Source organism: Kineosphaera limosa NBRC 100340 (assembly GCF_000298215.1).
In the GTDB taxonomy this organism is placed as follows: Bacteria; Actinomycetota; Actinomycetes; order Actinomycetales; family Dermatophilaceae; genus Kineosphaera; species Kineosphaera limosa.
The window spans coordinates 23071-45735 of the sequence record NZ_BAHD01000015.1 but is presented as its reverse complement, the minus strand read 5'-3'; the positions used below and the strand labels follow the sequence as shown (position 1 = coordinate 45735).

The following is a 22665-nucleotide window of genomic DNA, read 5'->3' as shown; positions in this document are numbered from 1 at the left end:
CGCGACGGCAGTTCTCATAGCCTGGGGACGTGCCCCTGCTGCCCTTGTTTCCGTTGGGCACCGTGCTGTGCCCGGGTGCGCGGCTGCCGTTGCGCGTTTTCGAGCCCCGATACCTGGCGATGCTCGACGACCTGGCAGCCGGGCCGCAGCCGGGACGCTTCGGGGTCGTGGCGATCCGCGCGGGGCACGAGGTCGGGCGCGGTAATGCCCGGGCGTTGCATCGCATCGGCACGACGGCCGTGCTGACCCGGGTCGATCAGGGCCCGGACGGCACCTTCGACGTAGAGACGGTCGGGGCGCGTCGGTTCGCGCTGCGCGGCCTGGCCGACGAACCCTCGTCGCAGTACCACATCGGCAGCGTCGAGTGGCTGCCCGAGCCGCTCGGTGATCCCGAGACGGTGCACCGTCGGGCGCAACGCGTGGGTGCCCGACTGGTGGCCTACCGGCAACTCTTCGGCGCCGACGTGAGCGCCACGTTGGCGATGCTGCCGAACGATCCCACGGCCCTCTCCCACCGCGTCGGCAGCCTGTTCGCGTTGCCGCTGGACGACCGGCAGGCGCTGCTGGCCTGCGAGTCGACGGCCGAACGCCTGGCGCTCGCGGCGCATTTGCTGCGCCGCGAGCACACCATCGTCCAAGAGCTGCGGGCCGTGCCCGGCACCCTGCCCATGCCCCCGATCAGCGCCAACTAGAGCGGGCGGATCACACGCTGAGGGAGTCCTCGATCGCCTCGACCATCACGTCGATGTCTTCGACGGAGGCGACCAGCGGCGGGGCGAGCCGGATCGTGGAGCCATGGGCGTCCTTGGCGAGCACCCCGCGCAGCGCCATCCGCGAGCACAACTCGTACCCCGTCATCCGCTCGGGGTCGATGTCGAGGCCGGCCCAAGCGCCGCGGATCCGCGCGGCGACCAGCCCCTTACCCAGGAGCGGCTCGAGCCCGGCGCGCATGTAGTCGCCCAACTCCCGCGAGCGTTCCTGATACTCACCGGTCGAGAGCATCGCCACGACCTCGGCACCGATCGCGGCCGACAGCGGGTTACCGCCGAACGTCGAGCCGTGTGAGCCGGGCACGATGACGTCCATGATGTCGCGGTCGGCGGCGATCGCCGAGACCGGCAGGATGCCGCCGCCGAGCGCCTTGCCCATGACGTAGATGTCGGGCACGACCTCCTCGTGGTCGCAGGCGAAGGTCAGGCCGGTGCGGGCCAGGCCGGACTGCACCTCGTCGGCGATCAGCAACACCCGCTCGCGGGTACACAGCTCGCGCACCCGCCGCAGGAAGCCGTCCGGCGGCAGCAGCACCCCGCCCTCCCCCTGGATGGGCTCGAGCAGCACCGCGACGGTGTCTTCGTCGACGGCCGCGGCGATCGCCTCGATGTCGCCGTAGGGGACGACCCGGAAGCCCGGGGTGTAGGGGCCGTAGGCGCGGCGGGCCTCGTCGTCGGTCGAGAAGCTGACCACGGTGGTGGTGCGGCCGTGGAAGTTGCCTTCCATCGTCACGATGTTCGCGCCGTCCGGGCGCACGCCCTTGACGTCGTAGCCCCAGCGTCGGGCGACCTTGACGGCGGTCTCGACGGCCTCGGCGCCGGTGTTCATCGGCAGGATCGACTCCTTGCCGGTCAGCGCGGCCAGATCGCGCACGAACGGGCCGAGCTGGTCGCTGTGGAAGGCGCGGCTGGTGAGGGTGAGGCGGTCGAGCTGGGCCTTGGCACGGGCCACGAGGCGCGGGTGGTTGTGGCCGAAGTTCAGGGCGGAGTAGCCGGCAAGGCAGTCCAGAAAGCGGCGCCCTTCGACATCGGTGACCCAGGCGCCCTCACCGTGCGCCAGCACCACGGGCAGGGGGTGATAGTTGTGCGCCGCGTACTGCTCGACCAAGGCGATGTGCTCGGTGCTGGTCGACGGCGCACCGACCGAGGTGCCCTCGGGCGCTCCGGAGGTCGCGGGGGTCGCGGGGGTCGCGGTGTGGGTGGCCGCCATTGGCTGCTCCTTCGGTGGGACGAGGCCGGTGGTGTCCGGGTCACCCACAGCTTGCGCACACCTGCCCGGTCCGGGCAAGTAGCGCTCTGCGGCAGACCGTAGGGTCGAAGCCGGAGCCGGCGGGCCACCTGCCCCGGCCCCCGCCTGCCGACGAGCGAGAAGGACCGTCATGTCTGCCCAGAACCCCCTGGCCCCGTACGACGCGCTGCTCTACCTCTCCTTCGGGGGGCCCGAACGGCAGGAGGACGTCATGCCGTTCCTGCGCAACGTCACTGCCGGGCGGGGCATCCCCGACGAGCGGCTCGAAGAGGTCGCCACGCACTACCGGGCCCGCGGCGGCCGCAGCCCGATCAACGACGAGAACCGGGCCGTGCTCACCCGGCTGGAGGCCGAGTTGGCGGCGCGGGCGGTGCAGGTGCCGGTGGTGTGGGGCAACAAGTTCTTCGACCCGTACACGGTTGAGGCGTTGCGGTCGGCGCAGGAGGCTGGCGCGCGGCGCCTGCTGACGGTCGTGACCAGTGCTTTTCCCAGCTATTCGGGGTGCCGCTCGTACCGGGAGGACCTCGCGGCGGCCCGCGCAGAACTCGAAGCATCCGCCGCGGCGGCGGGCGCCGAGTCGCTGCAGATCGACGTGCTGCGGCCCTACGGGCAGACCCGGGCGTTCGTAGAGCCGATGAAGACGTTGACCGTGGCGGGCCTGCGGGACCTGTGCGCGCAGGCCGGCCTGACGCCGGAGCAGGTGCGCATTCTGTTCGTCACGCATTCGATTCCCGAGGCGATGAACGCCGCCTCCGGCCCGACCGAGGAGCCCAGTACGTACATCACAATGCACACAACAGTGTGTGACGAGCTGGCGGCGGGCGTTCGGGCCGAGACCGGGGTGGCGGTGCCGTGGCAGCTGGTCTACTGCTCCCGCTCCGGTCCCCCGACGCAGCCGTGGCTCGAGCCGGACGTCAACGACGCCATCGCGGCCATCGCCGCGGACCGCGACGAGCACCCTGGAGAGGGCGGGGTCGGCGGGGTGCTCATCGTGCCCATGGGCTTTGTCTCCGACCACATGGAGGTCGTGTACGACCTCGACGAGGAGGCGATGGCGACCGCCGGGGAGCACGGACTGGCGGCCCTGCGGGTGCCGACGGTCCGCGACGACCAGCGCTTCGTCTCCGGTCTGGTCGACCTGCTCTTGGAGCGCGCCCGCGCCGAACGGGAGGCCCCCGCCACGCCGGGGCTGCGGTGCCCGGCCGGATGCTGCGCCGGTCGCAGCCCCGCCAAGCCGACCGTCAGCGACGAAGCGAGTCCGGCGGATGCAGAGATTTCTCCGCATTCTGGCGAATCGGTTGCCGCACGGGGGTGCCGGTGACAGCGTGGTGGCCACCAGGCCGATTCCCATGAGGAGCGCCACCATGAATCCCCCTCTGCGCAGCAGCACCGTCGCCGACGTCATCCGCCGCAGCGCCAGCACCTTCCGGGACCGCCCGGCCGTGATCTTCGAAGACCGCACGTGGAGCTACCGCGAGCTCGACGACGCGGTGAGCCGCGCCGCCGCCCACCTGCTGCACCTGGGGCTCATGCAGTGCGACCGGGTGGCCTCGTTCGGGTTGAACTCGGACGCCTACCTCATCGGCTTCCTGGCCTGCGCCCGCGCCGGGCTCGTGCACGTGCCGCTGAACAACCAGTTGGTGGGTCGCGAACTCGACTATCTGCTGGGACAGTCCGGGGCGCGCGGGATTCTCGTGGATCCGGCGTTGGCGCCGCGGCTGGATCAGGCGCCGTCGACCCCGGACATCCGGGTGCCGCTGCGCGATGCCGACGACAGCCTGCTCGCGGTCGCCTCGACCGGCGAGGTGCCGCGGGTGGCGAGCCGTGTCGACACCGAAGACCTCGCCCAGTTGCTCTACACGTCTGGTACAACGTCGCGGCCCAAGGGCGCGATGATGACACACCGGGCGCTGGTGCACGAGTACGTGTCGTGCATCATCGCGCTCGACCTGTCGCCGGACGATGCTCCGCTGCACGTCATGCCGCTGTATCACTCGGCGCAGATGCACGTTTTTCTGCTGCCGTGGCTGGCGGTGGGGGCGACGAACACGATCATGGAGAAGCCGGATGCCGCCGCGATCCTGGAGCGGATGGAGCGGGACGGGCATCGGGCGTTCTTCGCGGCGCCGACGCTGTGGGTGTCGTTGGCCAATCACCCCGACTTCGCGACCCGCGACCTGTCGGCGCTGCGCAAGGCGTACTACGGGGCGTCGATCATGCCGGGCCCGATCCGGGAGCGGATCGCGGCGAAGCTGCCCGAGTTGGGCTGGTACAACTGCTTCGGCCAGTCCGAGATCGCGCCGTTGTCGGCGGTGCTGCGACCCGAGGAGCACGCGCAGCGACCCTCCTCTGCCGGGCGTCCGGTGTTCTTCGTGGAGATGCGGGTCGTCGCGGCCGACGGCTCGGAGGCGGCGCCGGGCGAGCCGGGTGAGATTCAGTACCGCAGCCCGCAGCTGTGCGAAGGGTATTGGGACGAGCCGCAGGAGAGCGCGGCGGCGTTCGAGGGCGAGTGGTTTCACTCCGGTGACCTCGTGACTCTCGACGAGGAGGGCTACATCACGGTCGTCGACCGGGTGAAGGACGTGATCAACACCGGCGGGGTGATTGTCGCCTCTCGCGAGATCGAAGACGCGATCTACACCCATCCGCAGGTGGCCGAGGTCGCCGTCATCGGCCAGCCCGACGACACCTGGATCGAGGCCGTCACCGCCTTCGTCGTCCGCCGACCGAACACCGCCTTGACACAGGAGACTGTGCAGTCGCACGTACGGGAGCAACTCGCCGGCTTCAAGGTGCCCAAGGCCGTGCATTTCGTCGACGACCTGCCCCGCAACGCCTCCGGCAAGATCCTCAAACGCGAACTACGCCGCTGATTCGGGGCCCTCGCCTCGGGGCGCCTGCTCGTCGCCGGCTGGTACGTCGAGGTCGGTCACCTCGCGGGCAGCGGTTGCGGAGCGCTTCATCCTTGGTCATCGCGGGCTCCTGGGTCGCGAGGCTGGGCTGTCGACCACGTCGGCCTCCCGGTCGATGAACTCGCGGACGGGACTGTTCGGGGCAAGCAGTTTCGGGCTTCCGTCGCCGCTGTTCGGGAGGAAGATCGCGGCCAGGCGATGGGGTCGCGCGGACTCCGTGAGCCAGATTTCCTGTGGGCTATCCCTCCTCGGTGGTTTGCCGACCAGGGTCCAGGACCACAGCCCGGAGGATGAGCGGTCGGGGGCTACGCGAACGGTGACGACGCCGTCCTCCTTGAAGGGGGCACCTCGGCGTCGGGCCGCAAGGATCGCGCGGCGCAGGGTTCGAGCGCGGCTCATTCGCCACGCGGCGACCAAGCGGGGCCCGCTGTCTTTCAGCACGCCGCCCGTCGCCAGCACCAGCGCCACGCCCGATACGGCGGAGCTGTTCTGGTTCATCCGGATGTCGAGAAGCACGGCGAAGATCGCCAGGAGCATCACCGCCAAGACCCATAGCGCCGACAACGCGACGGTGCGTCGACCTGTCCGGCGGGCAGCAGCGACGACCTCCGGTGGCGCCGGAGCACCCACGCTGAACGCCGCTTCGTCGGGGCCCGTGAGCCGGAGGCGGGTCCCGTCCTCCTGGGTCGCGGTCGTCTGCGGCCACACGACGCGTGGCGGCTGAGTGGCATCACCGAGCCACACCATCGGCGTTTTACTTTCGCTGCTCAGCTCGGCATTCACCCAGACCTGCTGACCGACGGCGACGGGCTGCTGGCCACGCGCGAGCGACCACCACCGCCGACCGTCATCACCATTCGTGGCGGTAGCCGCGCCAGCTGGGCGGACCGCCACCCCTTCGGCGCCGCCTGCAAGGACGTAGGCCGGCTGCAGGGCGTTGACGCCCAACGCGGGCGAGCCCTCCGTCACGAGCGGAAGACGCCGATCCGCCAGGACCATGACGGCGACGACGATCACCGCCGAGAGATACGCGGGGACAGGTCCGAGCTCGAGGCCGTACGGGGGCGACGCCCACGCCCACAGCCCGGCGGCCGCGATGCCCACCAAGACCATCCAGTACCCGCCCCGACGGACCATCAGCGCACGCCGCTGCGCGCGCAACACGGCCAGCGCCCGCTCCTGCGTCACGACTCCCCCTCGACCCCGCGGAACGACCAGGCTAGTCGGCGCGTGGGCTCGTCGCCTGCCTGGGCATGGCATCGATGGCTTCAGGGTCGTCGATCAGTCCCCTGTCGGGTCGTTGGAAGCGAGTCGGCCGCGCAGCGGCGGGGTGGGGCAGATGTCGTCGCGCACTCGGGTGATCGGTGGTCGCAGGGCCGCGGCGGCGTCGACCGAGCCGAGGGTCGCGAGTTCTTCGACGAGCACGCGGGTGGGTGCCACGAGGTAGAGAGATCCGTCTTCGGCGCCGGCCTCGACGTCGCGCACCGGCATCCACTCCGAGCGGTGGGCTTCGGTCGTCGCGTGGGTGAACTCTGCCGCTTCGGCATCCGAGCGAACCGGCAGCAGGAGGAAGCGCACGTCGAAGCGCTTGGGTGAGCCGAGCGGGGTTTCCCAGTCGTCCCACGGCAGCAGCCGCGCGGGGTCGATGACGGCCCCGGTCTCCTCCGCCACCTCCCGCACCGCGCAGGCCAGCACGGTGCGCGCGGCCTGGCGGGCATCGCCGAGCACGCCGTAGGCGGTGTGCCGCCAGGCGCGGGCGTGGTCGTCGACGAGGTCGCCCGGGAGGTCGAGAGCGGCCCCCGTGACCCTGTCGCCTGCGTCGATGCGGCCACCGGGAAAGACGAGGGCGCCGGGCACGAAGTCCATGGTCGCGGCGCGAACCTGCACGAACACCTCCAGGCCGTCCGCCCCGTCGCGCACCGGCAGCACACTGACCGCGGGGATGGGGGTGGGCTCGTCGCGAACGATGCGCTGCATCGCCACCCGCGGCAGCTCCCGCTCCAGGCCGCGCTGCCGCTCATGCGCGACGACGCGACCCAGGGCGCCGCGCGGTTCGGGCACCACGCGGAAACCGTGGGCTGCGTAGAAGGGCGCGCTCCAGGGCACGTCGGCGTAGGTCGTGAGCGTGAGCCGATCCAGGTCGCGGTCCCGCACCAGCCCGTACACCGCACGTAACAGTGTGCGGCCCAGGCCGCGGCGCTGGGCCCGGGGGTGCACCGCCAGCTGCTCGAGGTGGGCGGTACCGTCGTCGAGTTCGATGAGGTGAGCGAAACCCAGAGCGGGCGTGCCGATGACGAGCACCACTCCCTCCGCTACCCGCTCCCGCCCGCTGGTGGGCTCCCCGAAGGCCGCGGTATCCAGATACGGAACGAACTGCGCATCCCCGGCCGCCTCGATGTACTGCAGCAACGGCACATCCGCCGCCTCGGCCAGGCGCACGCTACTGATCGTCAGCACCACGGGCGGATCTTCGGCTCAGGGGGCCAGCAGGGCGGCCTGCGCCAATCGACCGCCGGCCTCGGAAACGTGGCCATCGGCATCGAGGCAGCCGGAGAACTCCAGCACCGCCCAGACGACCTCCGAAGCGTGCACCACGTGCCAGGCCGAGGGCGCGTCGCCGCCGACGCGCCAGCCCACCGCGCCCAGCACCTGCGGCGCAAGGATCCGAAACACCTCCAGCGCGGAGACTTCTAAGGACCGATCGGCGGCCACGAGCAAGGCGATGACGGCGGCCTGCCGTTCGAACTCTTCCCGCCCGCGGGTGAGACGGTCGGCCACCATGCGCCACATTCGCACCGGCTCGGTGGCCGAGATGGCCGCCTTCGTCGGCAGCAGCCGCCCCTTCACCTTGCGTACCAGGCCGAGGCTGGTCGCGGCCTTACGCAGCCCTGCCACCGACGGGGTCTGGTCCTCGCGATAACCCCTCCCGGCCCACTCCGTGCTGAGCTGGAACTCGGTCACCATGGACTCGACCACGGCGGGCCGCAGGTTGCCGGCCGCCGTCAGCTCGACGCCCTGCGGGCCCAAGAACCGCAGCAGGTGCTGCCAGGGCTCGGTCACGGCCGCAGCCTCCTGCGGGGTCAGGCCGGCGAACACGCCGGCTCGCGCCGCCCCGACCGGCTCGGCCGCCAGGTCGAGGCCACTCAAGGCTACCGATGGGCTGATGAGGGGCAGGGCGCCGGCTCGCGCGGCGCCCTGGACCAGTTCGGTGAACGCCGGGGCCAGGCGAGGGTTGTCGACCAGGAGTTTGCCCGACTCCATCGCTCGCTCGACCAGCCCCAACATCTGGTCGAGGTCCAGTCCCTCCAGCTCTGCGTCGGCCGGGTCGAATTCGATGCCGACCCATTCACGCAGCTCGAGCAACTCGTCCTCGCCCAACTCGGGTGGGGTGGGATTTTCTTCGCCGAAGCTGTCCCAACTCGCTACGAGGTCGTTGTAGCGCCAGATCCCGCCGACGTCCTCCGGCGGCCCGGCCCGGCGGCCGGCGACGCAGCGGGCGCGCGGGTCGCCTTCGCCCCGGGGAAGGACCTTCTCGACCCTGATGGTGTGCTCCCAGCTGTCGCCGAAGTCGTACTCGTAGATCAGCCGATCACCCTCGGCGCGCAGTACCTGGTCCAGCCGCACCTCAGACTCCGGGGGAAGCCGCTCGTCGCAGAACTCCTCCGTGCCCTCGTTCGGGAAGGGGCGTCGGCGGCGATCCACCGTGCCGCCGACCTGGGGCGCGAAGGAGTGCAGGTGATATCCCACCCAGCCGAAGGCCGACTGCACGACGACGTGCAGCTGCTCCAGCGTCAGGTCGCCGGCGAGTTCGAGGCGCCGCCAGATGGGTGGCTTCGCGTCGTCGATGTCGACCCGCACGCGAAGCGTGATCGGCTGCTCCGGCGGCTCACCCACCCGGAACGGCGGCGGCTCCCCGATCTCACGCCCCAGGCCGACAGCCGGGTCGTCGAGTGCGGCCGAAGGGTTGAAGAGGCCGAACGCGCTGCCCTTGCCAGCGTTGGCTGCATTGGCTGTCCGGATCTGCTCCATCATTCCGCCGGGCGCGTTCAAGGCCTGCCAGGCGGCGATCGGGTCACCCCCGTGAGCCTCGATCAGCTCCTGCGCCATCTGTCGGGCCGCGACCCGAGTCGGGTCGAGATCGTCGGGCGTCTCTCGCTGTCGCCGTGCCATGAGGCCACCTTGCCACGGCCCAGTGTTGGGCACCGGCGCCGCCGATCATGTCGACCTCTTCAAGGCGGGCGTCGACGTCGCGGACGTCGCCGATGAGTTCGCTATCAGCACCAAGGATCTCCAGCAGGCCTTGCGCGGACATCTGAGCCTCGCCGCCGCCTGCCAGCGAGCCGTGGCCGGTGAGGGGATCGCGTAGCCGTGGCTCAGCGGTCGTCGAAGGTGTCGTCTGCGGGGAGTTCGGCTTGCGTGCGGCGTTTGATCTGGCGGTCGGCGATCCAGAAGCCGGCGATCGCCACCGTGGCGCCGACGAGCAGCCCGGCGACATAGCTCCAGCCGCCGCGCTCGGCGAGGCTGCCGCCCTCACCCAGGACGGCGAGGACAATGCCGACGCCCCACACTGCGACGAGCAGCATTCGCAGCCGGAACGACCAGAAGGCCCAACGGGCTCGCCACGGGATGTCGGTCAAGCCATGTTGGCGCAGGTGCGCCAAGGCGGCCATGTTGCCGACGCCGATGATCGCAACGACTCCGATCGACCAACGGGCGACCGTCTGGTCGCCCAGCCACACCATGGCCGTGGCGACCCCGAAAGCCGCAAGGATCGCGACCTCGAAGGCGATGACATAGGACTCCATCCAGATCCTGCGCTCGCGCTCGTCGCCGAAGGTGGTTTCGTCGAGCCCGGCCATGGTGCTCAGGACGGTGCGGCGCGGGGGCGTGTTGCTAGACATCTGTGGCCTCCAAACGGGAGTGGTCGATAGCGAAAAGCTGGTCGATGGGGTGCTCGAGCACATGCGCGATGCGCAGAGCGAGCAAGACCGAGGGGGCGTAGTCGCCGCCTTCGATCGAGACGATGGTTTGCCGCGAGACACCGACGGCGCCGGCCAGGTCGGCTTGGGTCATGCGCCGAGCACGCCGCGTCTCGCGGACGGTGTTGATGAGCGCGTCGTTCGGCATGACATAAGTCAACTATTCTTGTCGCACTTTGTCAAGGATTCTTGACTTCATGGCACTGCGGCCGGGCAGGCTGGCCCTCGTCATGACAGCGCAACAGCGCCGTAACGGTCCGGTGCCCAGTAGCGTCGCAGGATGGCAGCACCTCCAATTCGCCGCGCACCTGCGGCGGTTCGACTCGGGAGTCCTTGACGTGCCGACCTACGCCTACCGCTGCCCAGAGTGCGGCGACTTCGACCGGCTCCACCCGATGCACGAGGTGCCTGACCGGCAGATCTGTCCGGGGTGCTCGACACCGGCGTCCCGTCGCTGGACCGCCGTCGGCTTGGGCCACGGCGCCTCCCCGGCCATGCGGGCCCTGGACTCGGCCGCGCGGTCAGCCAGCGAACCCTCCGTCGTCTCCGCACCGCCTCCGGGCGAGCGAGGTCGACCCATCAGCCGCGACCCGCGCCACGCGAAACTCCCCCGCCCCTAGCCAGACAGCCCAGTTCGAGCAGAAGGAGCCCGCCATGCCCGACGTCATCTTCCCCCTCGACTCCACGAAGTCCTTCACCGATCAGCAACTGCTGGGTCACAACCGGTGGCATCCCGAGATCCCGCCGGCGGCCACCGTCAAGCCCGGCGACTCGTTCCGTGTGCACTGCCGGGAGTGGTTCGACGGGGCCATCCACAACGACGACTCCGCGGACGACATCCGCGACGCCCCGCTGACCACCGTGCACCGCCTCTCCGGGCCGTTCGCGGTCGAGGGCGCCAAACCCGGCGACCTGCTCGTGGTCGACATCCTCGACGTCGGGCCGATCCCGCAGGAGGACTCGGGCCCGCTGGCCGGCCAGGGCTGGGGCTACACGGGGATCTTCCCCACGGCCAACGGCGGCGGCTTTCTCACCGAGCAGTTTCCCGACGCGTACAAGGCGATCTGGGACTTCTCGGGGCAGACCGCGACCTCCCGGCACGTGCCGCACGTGTCGTTCACCGGCATCATCCACCCGGGCCTCATGGGCACCGCCCCCAGCGCCGAACTGCTCGGCCGCTGGAACAGCCGCGAGGCGGCGCTCATCGCCACCGACCCCCAGCGGGTGCCGCCGCTGGCGCTGCCGCCGGAGCCGCGCGACGCGATCCTCGGCGGGCTGGCCGACAGCGACTACGAGCGAGTCGCCGGCGAGGCCGCCCGTACCGCGCCGCCGCGGGAGAACGGCGGCAATCAGGACATCAAGAACCTCACCAAGGGCACCCGCGTCTTCTACCCGGTGTTCGTCGACGGCGCGAACCTGTCCGTCGGCGACCTGCACTTCAGCCAGGGCGACGGCGAGATCACGTTCTGCGGCGCCATCGAGATGGGCGGCTTCATCGACCTGCGCGTCGACCTCATCAAGGGCGGCATGGACACCTACGGGGTGCACGAGAACGCCATCTTCATGCCCGGCAACACGGACCCGCAGTACTCCCAGTGGCTCGCGTTCTCCGGCACCTCGGTGACTCTCGACGGCGAGCAGCGCTACCTCGACAGCCATCTGTCGTACCAGCGGGCCTGCCTGCACGCCATCGACTACCTCACGAAGTTCGGCTACTCCCCCGAGCAGGCCTACCTGCTGCTCGGCGCCGCGCCTATCGAAGGGCGTCTGTCCGGTGTCGTCGACATCCCGAACGCCTGCGCGACCGTCTACCTGCCCACGGCGATCTTCGACTTCCCCGTCGGCCCCTCCGCTGACGGTCCGGTGCGCATCGACCCCGGTCAGGGAGCGCCGCACTCCGCCTTGTGAGGCGTTTTGGGCAGGATGCCGGACTCCTGGGGCGCCGGGAAGACGCGCGCGGAGCGCCGACGCCGGATTAGAGTGTTCGCTTTTGCACCCCTGACGGTGCAAAAGCGAACACTCTAATTCGGCGGGGAGGGCCGAGTGAGTCAGCTCGACATCTTCTTTGGCAATGTGAGCTAGTCTCTGCGCGTGCTCGGTGCCCTCACCGGATTCGTGACCATCGGCGTAGTCATCGGCGTCGGGATACTCGTGGCGCACCTCGGGCTGTTCGATCTGCGCGCGCAGCAGGTGCTGTCGCGGCTGGCGTTCTTCGTCGGCAGCCCGTGCCTCATGGCACTGACGATCTCGGAGGCAGACGTCGCGAAGATGCTGTCGGCCAACCTCATTGCCAGCGCCGGCTCGGTCGTCGTGGCCGGCGGCGGATGGATCCTGCTGGCACGGCTGCTGTTCAAGTCCGACGCCGGTGAGACCACGATCGGGGCCCTGTCCAGCGCCTACGTCAACGCCGGCAACCTCGGCATTCCCATCGCGGCCTACGCCCTGGGCGACGCGGCGCTGGTGGCCCCCACCCTGCTCATGCAGCTCATCGTCATTCAGCCGCTGGCCATGGTCGTGCTCGACCGGCACACGCGCGGCGGCGGCGGGGTGCGGCGGGTGCTGGTCACGGCGACGACCAACCCCCTGACCATCGGCTCCCTCATCGGGCTGCTCATGGCGCTCACCGGCCTGCGGCTACCCACGATGATCCACGCGCCCGTCGAACTGCTCGCCGAACTGGCCGTCCCTGCCATGCTGCTGGGCTACGGCATCGCCCTGCGCCTCGGACCGGGCCTGGGCGCCGGCATCGGCGCCAAGCTCTGGGCCACGTGCACGCTCAAGCTCGTCGTTCAGCCCGTCGTCGCCTGGGCCATCGCCGCCGGTCTGCTCGGGGCGCAGGGGGTGCCGCTGCTGGCGATCGTCGTCACCGCCGCGCTGCCCACCGCACAGAACATCTTCGTGCACGCCACCCGCTACGACGTCGCCACCGGCCTGGCTCGCGACACCATCCTCTTGACCACCCTCGGGTCCGTTCCGGTCATCCTGTTGGCCGTGCTGCTGCTCTCCTGACGTTGGTGGCCAGCGCGAAAGCCCCGCGCGTACGGTGCAGACGGTACACAGCAGCAAGAGGGAGCTGTTCAGCTGCAGAACCGGTGGCCGGGAGGCCCCCTTCGCTGGCGTGCCCGATATTGGAGGGCATGGTCCCCTCGCTGCCCTCGCTCCTCCTGACCACCGTGCGGCTGGTTCCGCTGGCCAAAGACCAGCCGGGCAGCCCCGGCCCGACGGCTGCCGAGCCGGTCGACGTGCGGATCGTCGACGGTGTCGTGACCCAGGTGGGGAACGGATTGCGGCCTGTCGGCGAACCGGTCGTCGACGGCCGCGGCGCCTGGGCGATGCCCGGCTTGTGGGATCAACACGTCCACGCTTTGCAGGCGGGCGCCGACCGCGAGCGCCTCGACCTCAGCGCCGCCGACGGGCCGGAGGCGGTGTGCGGCCTCATCGGGGCGCACAGCATGACCATGGACGACCCGAACGGCATCGTCACCGCGTCCGGCTACCGCCGGGGAAACTGGTCGCGGTTGGGCAGCGTTGCCGAACTCGATGCCGTATCGGGCACCCACCCTGTCGTGGCGATCAGCGGAGACTGTCACAACGGCTGGCTCAACACGGCCGCCCTGCGCCTGCTCGGCTTGCCGGACCGCGACGGGCCGATGCAGGAGAGCGAGTGGTTCGCCGTCATGGCGCGGCTGCGGGACCTGCCCGGGGCGCGAGAGGTGGCCGAGCGAGGGCTGGCCGAGCTCGTCACCGACCTGAACGCCCTGGGGGTCGTCGGCGTCGTCGACATGGAACACGCCGCCGCATACCGCGACTGGCCCGCCCGCGTGGCGGCCGGTGTCGACACCCTGCGGGTGCGTGCCAGCGTCTACCCCGAGGCTCTGGCCAGCGCGTTGACGGCACAGGTGCGCAGCGGTGATGTCGTCGCCGGCCCGCTGGTCACGATGGGGCCGCTGAAGATCATCAGCGACGGATCGCTGAACACTCGCACCGCCTGGTGTTGCGAGCCGTATCCCGAGGCGGGCGGCATGGTCGACCCACACGGCACCCGCAACTACCCCGTCGAGGAGTTGCTCGAACTGGCCGACGCGGCGCGGGCAGGCGCGCTGGAGGTCGCCCTGCACGCCATCGGGGACGCCGCCGTGTCGCAGGCCCTCGACGTCTTCGCCCGAACCGGCGCCCGCGGCAGCATCGAACACGCCCAGCTCGTGCGCTGGCCCGACGTCCCCCGCATGGCCCAGCTCGGGGTGCGCGCCAGCGTGCAACCCGCGCACCTGCTCGACGATCGCGACCCCACCGAGGCCACCTGGCCCGGCGGCGCCGCTCGGTCCTTCGCCCTGCGCGCCTTGCTGTCCGCCGGAGTCGACGTGCGGCTGGGATCGGATGCTCCCGTCGCCCCCGCGGATCCGTGGCTGGCCATGGCCGCCGCCGTGCACCGCAGCGCCGACGAGCGCGAGCCCTGGCACCCCGAACAGGCCCTCACCGCGGCGCAAGCGCTCGCAGCCAGCACCGACGGATGGGGCACGGTCGCGCCGGGGCACCCCGGCGACCTCATCGTGCTGGAGGCCGACCCGCGCGGACCAACGGGCGAGCCCTCGCAGGCCGCCGCCGCCCGGCTGCGCTGCACTCGGCCGGTGCTGACCATCGTCGCGGGCCGGGTCGTGCACCGCGGCTGAGTCGCGTGATCGGGGTCGTCCAGCGTCGAATGACCGGGGCCGACCAGCGCGGCGGCTCACGGGCGTGCGACCAAGCACCCGAACAGGGCAACCCCTTGCGCAGCGGGCAGGATGCGTACACATCACCGGCACCCACGGGCGCACTTCGGTCCATGATGGCCCCAGAGGTCGAGGAGGTCGTCATGGTCGAGGGAACGGCACTGAACCCGTGGGTGAGCGAGCAGGTGCTCACCTGCTCCGATGACGACACAGGATTGCGTGCTGTCATTGCCATCGACGACACGACCCTAGGGCCAGGGTTCGGCGGCGTGCGCCTGGCCCCGTACCCCAGCGCGCTGGACGCCATCGTCGAGGCACAACGCCTGGCCGCCACGATGACCCGCAAACACGCCCTCGCCGATCTACCCTACGGCGGGGCGCAGGCCGTGATCCTGGAGCACAGCGCGCGCAGCGAACTCGCCGGCGTCGGCCGGCAGCGGGTCTTCGAGAAATTCGCCCAGGTGGTCCGGCAACTCGGTGGACACTTCATCCCCGGCGTCGACATGGGCACGACCCAGGCCGACATGCGTTGCATGCAGAGCGCCGGCGCGCGCGTGTACAGCGTGGGCGAGGACCCGTATCCGTGGATCGCACGTGGCGTGCACGCGGCGATCCGAGCGGGCGCGGGGCACGCGTGGGGCAGCGCAGACCTCGTCGGCATGCGGGTGGCGCTGCAGGGCGCCGGGCACGTGGGCGCGGCACTCGCGCGCCTACTCGCCGACGACGGGGCCCGGGTGCTCGTCGGCGACGTCGACCACGACCGCGCGAGACGGCTGGCGGACCGCGTCGGCGGCCTCGTCATCGACCCGGCCGACGCGCCCTATGCGCAGTGCGACGTCTTCGTGCCGTGCGCCGTGGCCCAGGTGCTGCGGGTCGATTCCGCCGACCGGCTGCAGTGCCGGCTCATCGCCGGCTCCGCCAACGACATCCTGGCCGACGACGCCGCCGCCGAAGCCATCGCGGCAGCCGGAGTGAGCCTCGTACCCGACTTCGTCGCCAACGCCGGCGGCGTCATTCACGAGCACGCCCGCGCCATGGGCTGGGACACCGAGCGGCTGGCCGAGGATGTCGACCGCATCGGCACGCGCGTCGGTGAGCTGCTCGCGCGGGCCACCGAAACCGGGCAGACGCCCTGGCGGGTCGCCGTCGACCGCGCCCACGAGCGCCTCAGCCACGCGCGCGACATCTAGCCGGCGTAACGGCCTACCCCTCCGGCTGAGCCGGCGCTAGGAAGCCCTGGACCTGCACGACGAACGGACGCGCAGCCGACTCGGAGCCGTTGCCGTTCGAGCCGTTGCCGTTCGAACCGTTGCCGTTCGAACCGTTGGTGCTGCCGGACTGCGCCTGCGCCGCCTCGATGAGGGCGCTGATGTCGTGCATGAGCTTGGCGGCCCGCGTGTGGTCGAGCGTGACGATGTGGGTCGTCATGTCGCTCGCGGCGCTCCAGCCCTCATCGAGCTCGGGGTGGCCTTCGACGGCGGCCTGCGCGGCGTCGTGGTGCTCGACGAGCCGGGCCTGCAAGAACGCCGCTCGGGCGTCGACGTCACCGATGGAGGCCTTCGGCGCCTTGCCGGTCGTCGGCAGCGCACTCGGGACGGTCGTGCCCTCAGGCACCTTCCAGAACCGGTCGCGACGGTTGCCCAGATCGTTGGCCTCTTCGATGAAGCCGTACGCGGCAAGCTGACGCAGGTGGTAGCTCGTGGCCCCGGAGTTCAACCCGAGGCGGTTCGCCAGGGCGGTGGCGGTGGAGGGACCGGCGGTCCGCAATGCGGAGAGGACGCGCACGCGCACCGGGTGCGCCAGACCGCGCAGTCGATCGGGCGCCGGGACTCGGCGACGCAGTCTGCCCTGACCAGGGCTCTTGTCGGGGGACTTCGCTATCGGGGCCATGTTTGCAAACTTATCTGTGGTCGATGCGGTGGGCAATGTACGACACTCGTTATCAGGTCATTTTCAGGCCGCTGACCTGCGAGGTCGCCGGGACTTGGGGGCTAGGCACCACAGCTTCTTCGGGCAAAATGGGTGCTGACACCGATCGGACCTTAAGATTTGCCCTGTGCGGCCACGAGCCCACAGGGACCAGACCTCCCCGGGGGAGGCTCGACCCATCCGGTTCCCCGGGCAGCGGTCGACACGAGGGCGGCACGCGATCAGCGCGGCCGCCCTCGGCGCGTCGAGGCCCCAGAACGGCCCTCAAGAAGCCAGTCGGCGCAGGTCGTGCGCCTGCGCGAGCCGCGACCCGATGGCCCCGCCGAGCACGGCCACGAAGAGCACGGTGGCGGTGATGACCAGGTCCGGCCAGAACCACGATCCGGTCAGCTCGTGCAGGGCGCCGATCGCCACCGGCCCCACGGCGGCGGCCAGGTAGCCGACCCCCTGGGCGAGCGCGGAGATCGCCGGCACATCGTGCGGGTCGGGTTGGTCGGCGATGAAGGTCAGCGCGATGGAGAAGCCCGCGCCCTGGCTCACCCCGGCGACCACGGCCGCCGCGATGGCCGGCCCGGGGCCCACACTGAATCCGATCATCGCCACGGCCTGCAGCGAGTACGCGGACACGATGAAGAGGCGAGCGCGCGGCCCGGTGGCCAAGCGCGGGGCGAGAAAGGCGCCAGGCAGCCCCAGGATGCTGAACAGGCCCAGCACGACGCCGGCGGTCACCGGGGAGACGCCCTGCGCGGTCAGATGCGCCGGGATCCACGTGAGCATCGTGTAGAACGCCGCGGCCTGCACGGCCATGAACAGCGTGATGGCCCACGTGAGCCGGCGACGCATGACGTAACCCAGGCCGCTGGGCGCGCGGGTCGCGGTCGGCGGGGTGCGGCGCCGGGCGATGACGATCCACAGCGGGATGAGCAGCGCGACGGGCAGCGCCCACACCGCCAGCGCGGGCCGCCAGCCCCAGCCCAGACCGTCCTCCAGCGGCGCCGTCACCGCGGAGCCCACGGCACCGCTGATCTGCAGCACCGCGACGTACGTGCCCATCATCAGCGCGAGTCGGTCGGCGAACCGGGCGCGGATGAAGGCCGGCAACAGCACGTTGCCGATGGCGATCCCGACGCCGACGAGCACCGCCCCCACGTACAGCGCCCCCACCCCACCGGCGCTGCGCACGACGATCCCCAGCAGCAACGGGAGGAGCAGCAGGAGCATCGTCCGCTCGAGCCCGAGGCGCAGGATGAGAAAGGGCGCCAGGAACGCGAACACGCCAAAGCAGACGAGCGGCAGGGAGGTCGTGGCGCCGGCGGCGGTGCTGCTCAGGCCGAGGTCGGCGCTGATGATCTCCAGCGACGGCGGCAGCGCGGTGATCGGGGCCCGTAGCAACAGGGAGACGGCGAACACGCCGACCGCCAACAGGCCCGCGCTCGCCGCCTGCTGCCTCGACATCGCTCTCCCCTGTTCGTGTTCGCCTTGGCGACGTTCGCCTGCGGCGCCCAAGGCGACGCGGACCTGCGCCACTGTAGGGCAGTACCGCACAGCGGGCCCCCTATCGTCTGCACCAGGCACCATGGAGCGATGCGGTACGAGAGTTGGGTGGAGCGGCAGATCCGGGAGGCGACCGAGCGGGGCGAGTTCAGCGGGCTCGCGGGGTCGGGCAAGCCCCTGGACCTGGGCAACCCCGACGATCCCGACTGGTGGGTCAAGCGGTACCTGGAGCGCGAGGGCCTCGACGCGTCGGCCACGATGCCGCCGGTGCTGCAGCTGCGCGCCGAGGCGGCCGGGTACCCGCAGTCGCTGGCCGACGTGCCCGATGAGGCGTCCGTGCGGGAGATCTTGCGCGACTACAACCTGCGCGTCGTGCAGGATCGTCGCCGCCCGACGCTGGGGCGGGCGATGCCGCCGGTCGCACCCCGCATCGACGTCGATGACATGGTGCGTCGGTGGCGCGAGTTGCGGGCGGCGCTGGCGGTCGCGAACGCCACCGACCGCTCGGGCGACGTGCCCGACCCCGCGGCAGCACAGCCTCCTGTGCGTTCGCGGCGCCGTCGGTGGTGGAGGCGTGGCTAATAGCCAGGCGGGCGAAGGCACCGCCGCAGGACCCCTGACAGACGTCATGCCGCGGACGTGATCGGCGGCCCAGGTGCGCTGGGCGCCGCTGGACCACCCTGAGGGCATGACAAACCAGCCCGCCATCCAGCTCACCGATCTCACGCGGGACTTCGGCCGCCGCGGGGGCACGTCCGAGCGCGTGCGCGCCGTCGACGGCGTCGACCTGACGATCCAGCCCGGGGAGGTCGTCGCGCTCCTGGGCCCCAACGGCGCCGGCAAGACGACGACGATCGACCTGCTGCTCGGGTTGATCGCGCCCAGCAGCGGCAGCGCCGGGCTGTTCGGTGACGAGCCCGTGCGCGCCGTCGAACGCGGCCGCGTCGCCGCGGTCATGCAGACCGGTGGGCTGCTGCCGCGGCTGACCGTCGGCGAGACCCTCGAACTCGTCGCCGACCTGCACGGCCGCCTGCCCGACGTACCGGAGGTCGCGCGGCGGGCCGGGGTCGACGGCATCCTGCGTCGCCGGGTCGTCAAGTGTTCCGGCGGACAGCAGCAGCGGCTGCGGTTCGCGCTCGCGCTGCTGCCCGATCCCGACCTGCTCGTGCTCGACGAGCCCACCGCCGGCATGGACGTCAGCGGCCGCCGCGCGTTCTGGGCCGCGATCCGCGACGATCTGGCCCGCCGCCCAGACCGCACAGTGCTCTTTGCCACTCACTACCTGGCGGAAGCCGACGAGATGGCCGACCGCATCGTGCTCATGAGCGGCGGACGGATCGTCGCCGACGACACTCCCGCCGGCATCAAGGCCACCGCCTTGGCGCGGCGAGTCCGGGCCGAGGTGGGGCCCGAGGTCGACGAGGCCCTGCGTGCGCTGCCCGGGGTGCTGGAGCTGACCCGCCTGGGCCGCACGCTCGACATCCGCACCACCGACTCCGACGCCCTGGCCCGGCACCTGTTCGCCCACACCAACGCCTGCGACGTCGAGATTGCCGCCGAGGCCCTCGACGACGCCGTCGTCGCCCTCACCTCCGGAGGCTCCCGATGAGCACGCAGGCACACACCTCGCCCAACCCGCGCACCGAAAGGCATCCGATCATGTCACCGACCGACCAGGGGATCCCCTCCGCCGCCCGCGGCACCTCTTTGCCCACCGAGGCAGCCGACGGACCTGTTGGGGCGCGCGAGCGACGCGCCGGTGGGCTGTCGCGCACCTACCTGCGGCTCGAACTCGTGCGCAACCTGCGCAACCCGTGGACGATCGGCTTCGCCGCGATCATGCCCGCGGCGCTCTACCTGCTGTTCGGGGCGGCCCCCGCGTACGGCTCGCAACCGGTGGCGCACGGCACGGTCGCGGGCATGATCATGGCGAACATGGCGCTGTTCGGGGCGATGATGGCCGCCGTCAACGTCGCCGGAGCCGTCGCCGACGAGCGGGGGGTCGGCTGGCACCGCCAATTGCGGTTGTCCCCGCTGCGGCCCTGGGTGTACGTGACCTCCAAGCTCATCGCGGCCCTCGCGCTGACGTTTCTGGTGGTCGCCGTGACCTTCACCGTCGGCGCCCTTACCGGCGCGCAGCTCGATCCTGCGACGTGGGTGCGCAGCTTCGTCGTCGCGTGGCTGGCCGGTACCGCGCTGTTCGCCGCGTTCGGCCTGGCGGTCGGCTACCTGTTCACGGGTGAGGCGGTGCTCGGCGTCGTCGGGCCGTTCATGAGCTTGTTCGCGTTCTTCGGCGGCGTGTTCATCCCGCTGGAGCAGCTCGGGACGCTCATGCAGACCGTCGGTGCCTGGACGCCGATGTACGGCGTGCGGATGCTTGTGGAGGCGCCGATCCTGGGCGAGCCGGTCGGGGCGGGGGCGCTGCTCAACATCGCCGGCTGGTTCGTGTTGTTCTGTGCCATCGCGATCTGGCGGTTCCGCGCCGCCGCCGGCCGGTCGTGACCGCGAGCCGATGCGCGGGGAGCGAGCCGCCGAAGACGTGCTTCCCGCGCGGGTTACGGTGGCGGCCATGACGTCACCGTCCGCCGACCCGGGGCCCCCGAATGGTGCACCGGGGGGCCTCGCGGATGGGGTCGACCGCCGCGACGACCCCCTCGTGGGTGATGTGTTGGTGGGGGATGTGGCGGACGCCGGGCGACGCGACGAGGCCCTCGCCGCCGGTGACCTGCGGCAGCGCCGGATCACTGCGGCCTACGCCATCGCGTTCCTCGTCTTTCTCGCCTTTCCCGCGGTGGAATTGTGGAGCGAAGGCGGATGGCGGGCCGCCGTCGGGCTGCCGTTGCTGGCGCTCTTCGTACTCGCTTACGCGGGTGGCTACCTCGGCCGCCTGCTCGGCATGCGGGCGTTCCGGTGGCTGACCCGCGCCGGGCCATGGCCCTGGCTGATCGGCCTCACCGCGCTCGCCGCCGGCCTCACCGCGATCCTCGGGCTGCCGGGACTGACCTGCCTGACGTACGTGGCGGCCGGAGCCGGGGCCACCTTGCCGACGCGGCAGTCGCTGTCGGCCATCGCCGCGTGCGGCATGGCGATGTTCATTGGGACGCTGGCCTACACCGGCTCGTGGCTGTGGGCCAGCGGCCTCGCGTTCTGGACCGCCGGCATCGGCGCCATCGTGTGGGGCTCGGTCGCCATGAGCCGACACAGCGACGCGCTGACCCGCGCCCGCGAGGAGAAGGCCGAATTGGCCGTCGAACTCGAACGCACCCGCCTCGCGCGCGACCTGCACGACATCCTCGGCCACAGCCTCACGGTCATTACCGTCAAGGCCGAACTCGCCGGACGTCTCATCGACACCGACCCGGCCCAAGCGAAAGCCGAGATCATCGATCTGGAGCGGCTGGCCCGCGACGCCCTCGCCGACGTGCGCACCACCGTCTCCGGCTACCGGCAGCTGTCCCTGCCCACTGAACTGATCCGCGCGCGCAAAGCCCTGCAGTCCGCGGGCATCACGGCTCGGGTGCCCGGTGCCGCCGACCTCGTCGACACGCGGTTGCGCGACCTGTTCGCATGGGTCGTCCGCGAGGGTGTCACGAACGTCGTGCGGCACTCCGGGGCCTCCACCTGCGAGATCACCCTCGGCGCCGACGAGGTGGTCGTTCGCGACGACGGCACCGGGCCCGGCGGTGAGATGGAGCCCGGCAACGGGCTGACCGGCCTGCGCGAGCGGGCCCGCCAGGTGGGGGCGCAGGCCACCGCGGGGCGCGCCGCGGACGGCGGTTTCGAACTGTGCGTGCGCGCCACCGAACCGGCGCCGCCGCGCCCAACGGCCCCGTCGAGTCTCGCCACGAAGACGCAGGAGTCAGCCCGATGATCCGATTGCTACTGGCCGACGACCAGGCACTCGTGCGTGGCGCGCTCGCGGCGCTGCTGTCGATGGAGTCCGACCTCGAGGTCGTCGCGCAGGTCGGGCGGGGTGACGAGGTGGTCGATGCCGCCCGCGAGCACTCCCCCGACGTGGCGCTGCTCGACGTCGAGATGCCGGGCATGGACGGCATCGAGGCGACCGCGGCGCTGCGGGCGGCGCTTCCGGGCGTGCAGGTGCTCATCGTCACGACGTTCGGCCGACCCGGCTACGTGCGGCGCGGGCTGCGTTCGGGCGCCAGCGGATTCGTGGTTAAGGACACCCCCGCCGCCGAGCTGGCCGAGGCGGTGCGGCGGGTGCACGCGGGACTGCGCGTCATCGACCCGACGCTGGCCGCCGACTCCATGGCCGCGGGCGACTCGCCGCTGACCGCCCGCGAGACCGATGTGTTGCGCGAGGCGCACCGTGGCGGCTCGGTTGCCGACATCGCCAAGGCCCTGTTCTTGTCCGAGGGCACGGTGCGCAACCACCTGAGCAACGCGATCGGCAAGACCGGTGCCCGCAATCGCGCCGATGCCGCCCAGATCGCCGAGGGCAACGGCTGGCTGTGACCGCGTGCGCGCCCAGTGCCCCGCGCGGCCTCGAAGGGCGCGAAAGAGACCGTTCACTTTTGCACCGTCTGAGGTGCAAAAGTGAACGGTCTCTTTCGAGCTCCATCCTCGCGGCCACCCTCACCTGGCCCGGTTTGCTTGATTCGTTCC

Annotated in this window: 22 protein-coding genes; 14 read left to right on the top strand and 8 right to left on the bottom strand. The window is 71.2% G+C overall.

What is annotated here, in order from left to right; translation table 11 throughout:
* Window positions 1-29: 29 nt before the first annotated feature.
* The gene (locus KILIM_RS04860; RefSeq protein ID WP_006591518.1) at window positions 30-692 is read left to right on the top strand and encodes an LON peptidase substrate-binding domain-containing protein; all 663 of its coding nucleotides are present in this window, start codon (window positions 30-32) and stop codon (window positions 690-692) included.
* 10 nt (window positions 693-702) lie between these two features.
* On the opposite strand, the gene rocD is transcribed toward KILIM_RS04860, so the two are convergent.
* Window positions 703-1980, bottom strand: coding sequence for an ornithine--oxo-acid transaminase (gene rocD, locus KILIM_RS04855; RefSeq protein WP_006591517.1), 1278 nt, complete (start codon window positions 1978-1980; stop codon window positions 703-705).
* 169 nt (window positions 1981-2149) lie between these two features.
* Between rocD and KILIM_RS04850 the strand changes: the two genes are divergently transcribed.
* A complete protein-coding gene (locus KILIM_RS04850; protein WP_006591516.1) occupies window positions 2150-3340 on the top strand; it encodes a ferrochelatase in 1191 nt (396 codons plus the stop codon).
* Between the two features lie 43 nt (window positions 3341-3383).
* The gene (locus KILIM_RS04845) at window positions 3384-4892 is read left to right on the top strand and encodes a fatty acyl-CoA synthetase (protein ID WP_006591515.1); all 1509 of its coding nucleotides are present in this window, start codon (window positions 3384-3386) and stop codon (window positions 4890-4892) included.
* 96 nt (window positions 4893-4988) lie between these two features.
* On the opposite strand, the gene KILIM_RS04840 is transcribed toward KILIM_RS04845, so the two are convergent.
* From KILIM_RS04840 to KILIM_RS04825, 3 genes are all read right to left on the bottom strand, one after another.
* Entirely contained in the window at window positions 4989-6119 is a 1131-nt protein-coding gene (locus KILIM_RS04840; protein WP_006591514.1) for a hypothetical protein, read from the bottom strand.
* A gap of 93 nt (window positions 6120-6212) precedes the next feature.
* Complete coding sequence (locus KILIM_RS22070) at window positions 6213-7391, bottom strand: bifunctional GNAT family N-acetyltransferase/NUDIX hydrolase (RefSeq protein WP_006591513.1); 1179 nt, start codon at window positions 7389-7391, stop codon at window positions 6213-6215.
* Between the two features lie 15 nt (window positions 7392-7406).
* Window positions 7407-9101: a plasmid pRiA4b ORF-3 family protein gene (locus KILIM_RS04825; RefSeq protein ID WP_006591512.1), complete on the bottom strand. Its 1695-nt coding sequence runs from the start codon at window positions 9099-9101 to the stop codon at window positions 7407-7409.
* A 22-nt stretch (window positions 9102-9123) separates the two neighbouring features.
* On the opposite strand from KILIM_RS04825, the gene KILIM_RS23875 reads away from it, so the two are divergent.
* On the top strand, window positions 9124-9297 hold the full coding sequence (locus KILIM_RS23875; RefSeq protein WP_006591511.1) for a hypothetical protein: 174 nt from the start codon (window positions 9124-9126) through the stop codon (window positions 9295-9297).
* A 7-nt stretch (window positions 9298-9304) separates the two neighbouring features.
* On the opposite strand, the gene KILIM_RS04820 is transcribed toward KILIM_RS23875, so the two are convergent.
* Both KILIM_RS04820 and KILIM_RS04815 read right to left on the bottom strand, forming a co-directional pair.
* A complete protein-coding gene (locus KILIM_RS04820) occupies window positions 9305-9832 on the bottom strand; it encodes a hypothetical protein (RefSeq protein ID WP_006591510.1) in 528 nt (175 codons plus the stop codon).
* The gene (locus KILIM_RS04815; protein ID WP_040562256.1) at window positions 9825-10058 is read right to left on the bottom strand and encodes a helix-turn-helix transcriptional regulator; all 234 of its coding nucleotides are present in this window, start codon (window positions 10056-10058) and stop codon (window positions 9825-9827) included. The genes KILIM_RS04820 and KILIM_RS04815 overlap by 8 nt, the downstream gene beginning before the upstream one ends.
* A gap of 49 nt (window positions 10059-10107) precedes the next feature.
* Between KILIM_RS04815 and KILIM_RS04810 the strand changes: the two genes are divergently transcribed.
* The 5 genes from KILIM_RS04810 (at window position 10108) to KILIM_RS04790 (ending at window position 15809) form a co-directional block, all read left to right on the top strand.
* Window positions 10108-10530 carry an FmdB family zinc ribbon protein gene (locus KILIM_RS04810; protein WP_006591508.1) on the top strand — a complete coding sequence of 141 codons (423 nt, stop codon included), beginning with the start codon at window positions 10108-10110 and terminating at the stop codon, window positions 10528-10530.
* A gap of 34 nt (window positions 10531-10564) precedes the next feature.
* The gene (gene fmdA, locus KILIM_RS04805; protein WP_006591507.1) at window positions 10565-11818 is read left to right on the top strand and encodes a formamidase; all 1254 of its coding nucleotides are present in this window, start codon (window positions 10565-10567) and stop codon (window positions 11816-11818) included.
* A 183-nt stretch (window positions 11819-12001) separates the two neighbouring features.
* Window positions 12002-12919 carry an AEC family transporter gene (locus KILIM_RS04800; protein ID WP_006591506.1) on the top strand — a complete coding sequence of 306 codons (918 nt, stop codon included), beginning with the start codon at window positions 12002-12004 and terminating at the stop codon, window positions 12917-12919.
* A 128-nt stretch (window positions 12920-13047) separates the two neighbouring features.
* Window positions 13048-14580: an amidohydrolase gene (locus KILIM_RS04795; protein WP_006591505.1), complete on the top strand. Its 1533-nt coding sequence runs from the start codon at window positions 13048-13050 to the stop codon at window positions 14578-14580.
* A gap of 152 nt (window positions 14581-14732) precedes the next feature.
* On the top strand, window positions 14733-15809 hold the full coding sequence (locus KILIM_RS04790; RefSeq protein ID WP_217997051.1) for a Glu/Leu/Phe/Val dehydrogenase dimerization domain-containing protein: 1077 nt from the start codon (window positions 14733-14735) through the stop codon (window positions 15807-15809).
* Window positions 15810-15822: 13 nt separating this feature from the next.
* On the opposite strand, the gene KILIM_RS24595 is transcribed toward KILIM_RS04790, so the two are convergent.
* Together KILIM_RS24595 and KILIM_RS04780 are read right to left on the bottom strand one after the other, a co-directional pair.
* Entirely contained in the window at window positions 15823-16509 is a 687-nt protein-coding gene (locus KILIM_RS24595) for a winged helix-turn-helix domain-containing protein (protein ID WP_006591503.1), read from the bottom strand.
* Window positions 16510-16812: 303 nt separating this feature from the next.
* Window positions 16813-18003, bottom strand: coding sequence for an MFS transporter (locus tag KILIM_RS04780; RefSeq protein WP_006591502.1), 1191 nt, complete (start codon window positions 18001-18003; stop codon window positions 16813-16815).
* A 129-nt stretch (window positions 18004-18132) separates the two neighbouring features.
* On the opposite strand from KILIM_RS04780, the gene KILIM_RS04775 reads away from it, so the two are divergent.
* The 5 genes from KILIM_RS04775 to KILIM_RS04755 all read left to right on the top strand — a co-directional run bounded on the left by KILIM_RS04775 (window position 18133) and on the right by KILIM_RS04755 (window position 22515).
* Window positions 18133-18624, top strand: a complete 492-nt coding sequence (locus tag KILIM_RS04775) for a DnaJ family domain-containing protein (RefSeq protein ID WP_006591501.1) — start codon at window positions 18133-18135, stop codon at window positions 18622-18624.
* A 106-nt stretch (window positions 18625-18730) separates the two neighbouring features.
* Window positions 18731-19651, top strand: coding sequence for an ABC transporter ATP-binding protein (locus KILIM_RS04770; RefSeq protein WP_040562255.1), 921 nt, complete (start codon window positions 18731-18733; stop codon window positions 19649-19651).
* Complete coding sequence (locus KILIM_RS04765; RefSeq protein ID WP_006591499.1) at window positions 19648-20544, top strand: ABC transporter permease; 897 nt, start codon at window positions 19648-19650, stop codon at window positions 20542-20544. The genes KILIM_RS04770 and KILIM_RS04765 overlap by 4 nt, the downstream gene beginning before the upstream one ends.
* A 67-nt stretch (window positions 20545-20611) precedes the next feature.
* Entirely contained in the window at window positions 20612-21913 is a 1302-nt protein-coding gene (locus tag KILIM_RS04760) for a sensor histidine kinase (RefSeq protein WP_246308474.1), read from the top strand.
* A complete protein-coding gene (locus KILIM_RS04755) occupies window positions 21910-22515 on the top strand; it encodes a response regulator transcription factor (protein WP_006591497.1) in 606 nt (201 codons plus the stop codon). Before KILIM_RS04760 ends, KILIM_RS04755 begins: the two co-directional genes overlap by 4 nt.
* Window positions 22516-22665: the final 150 nt, after the last annotated feature.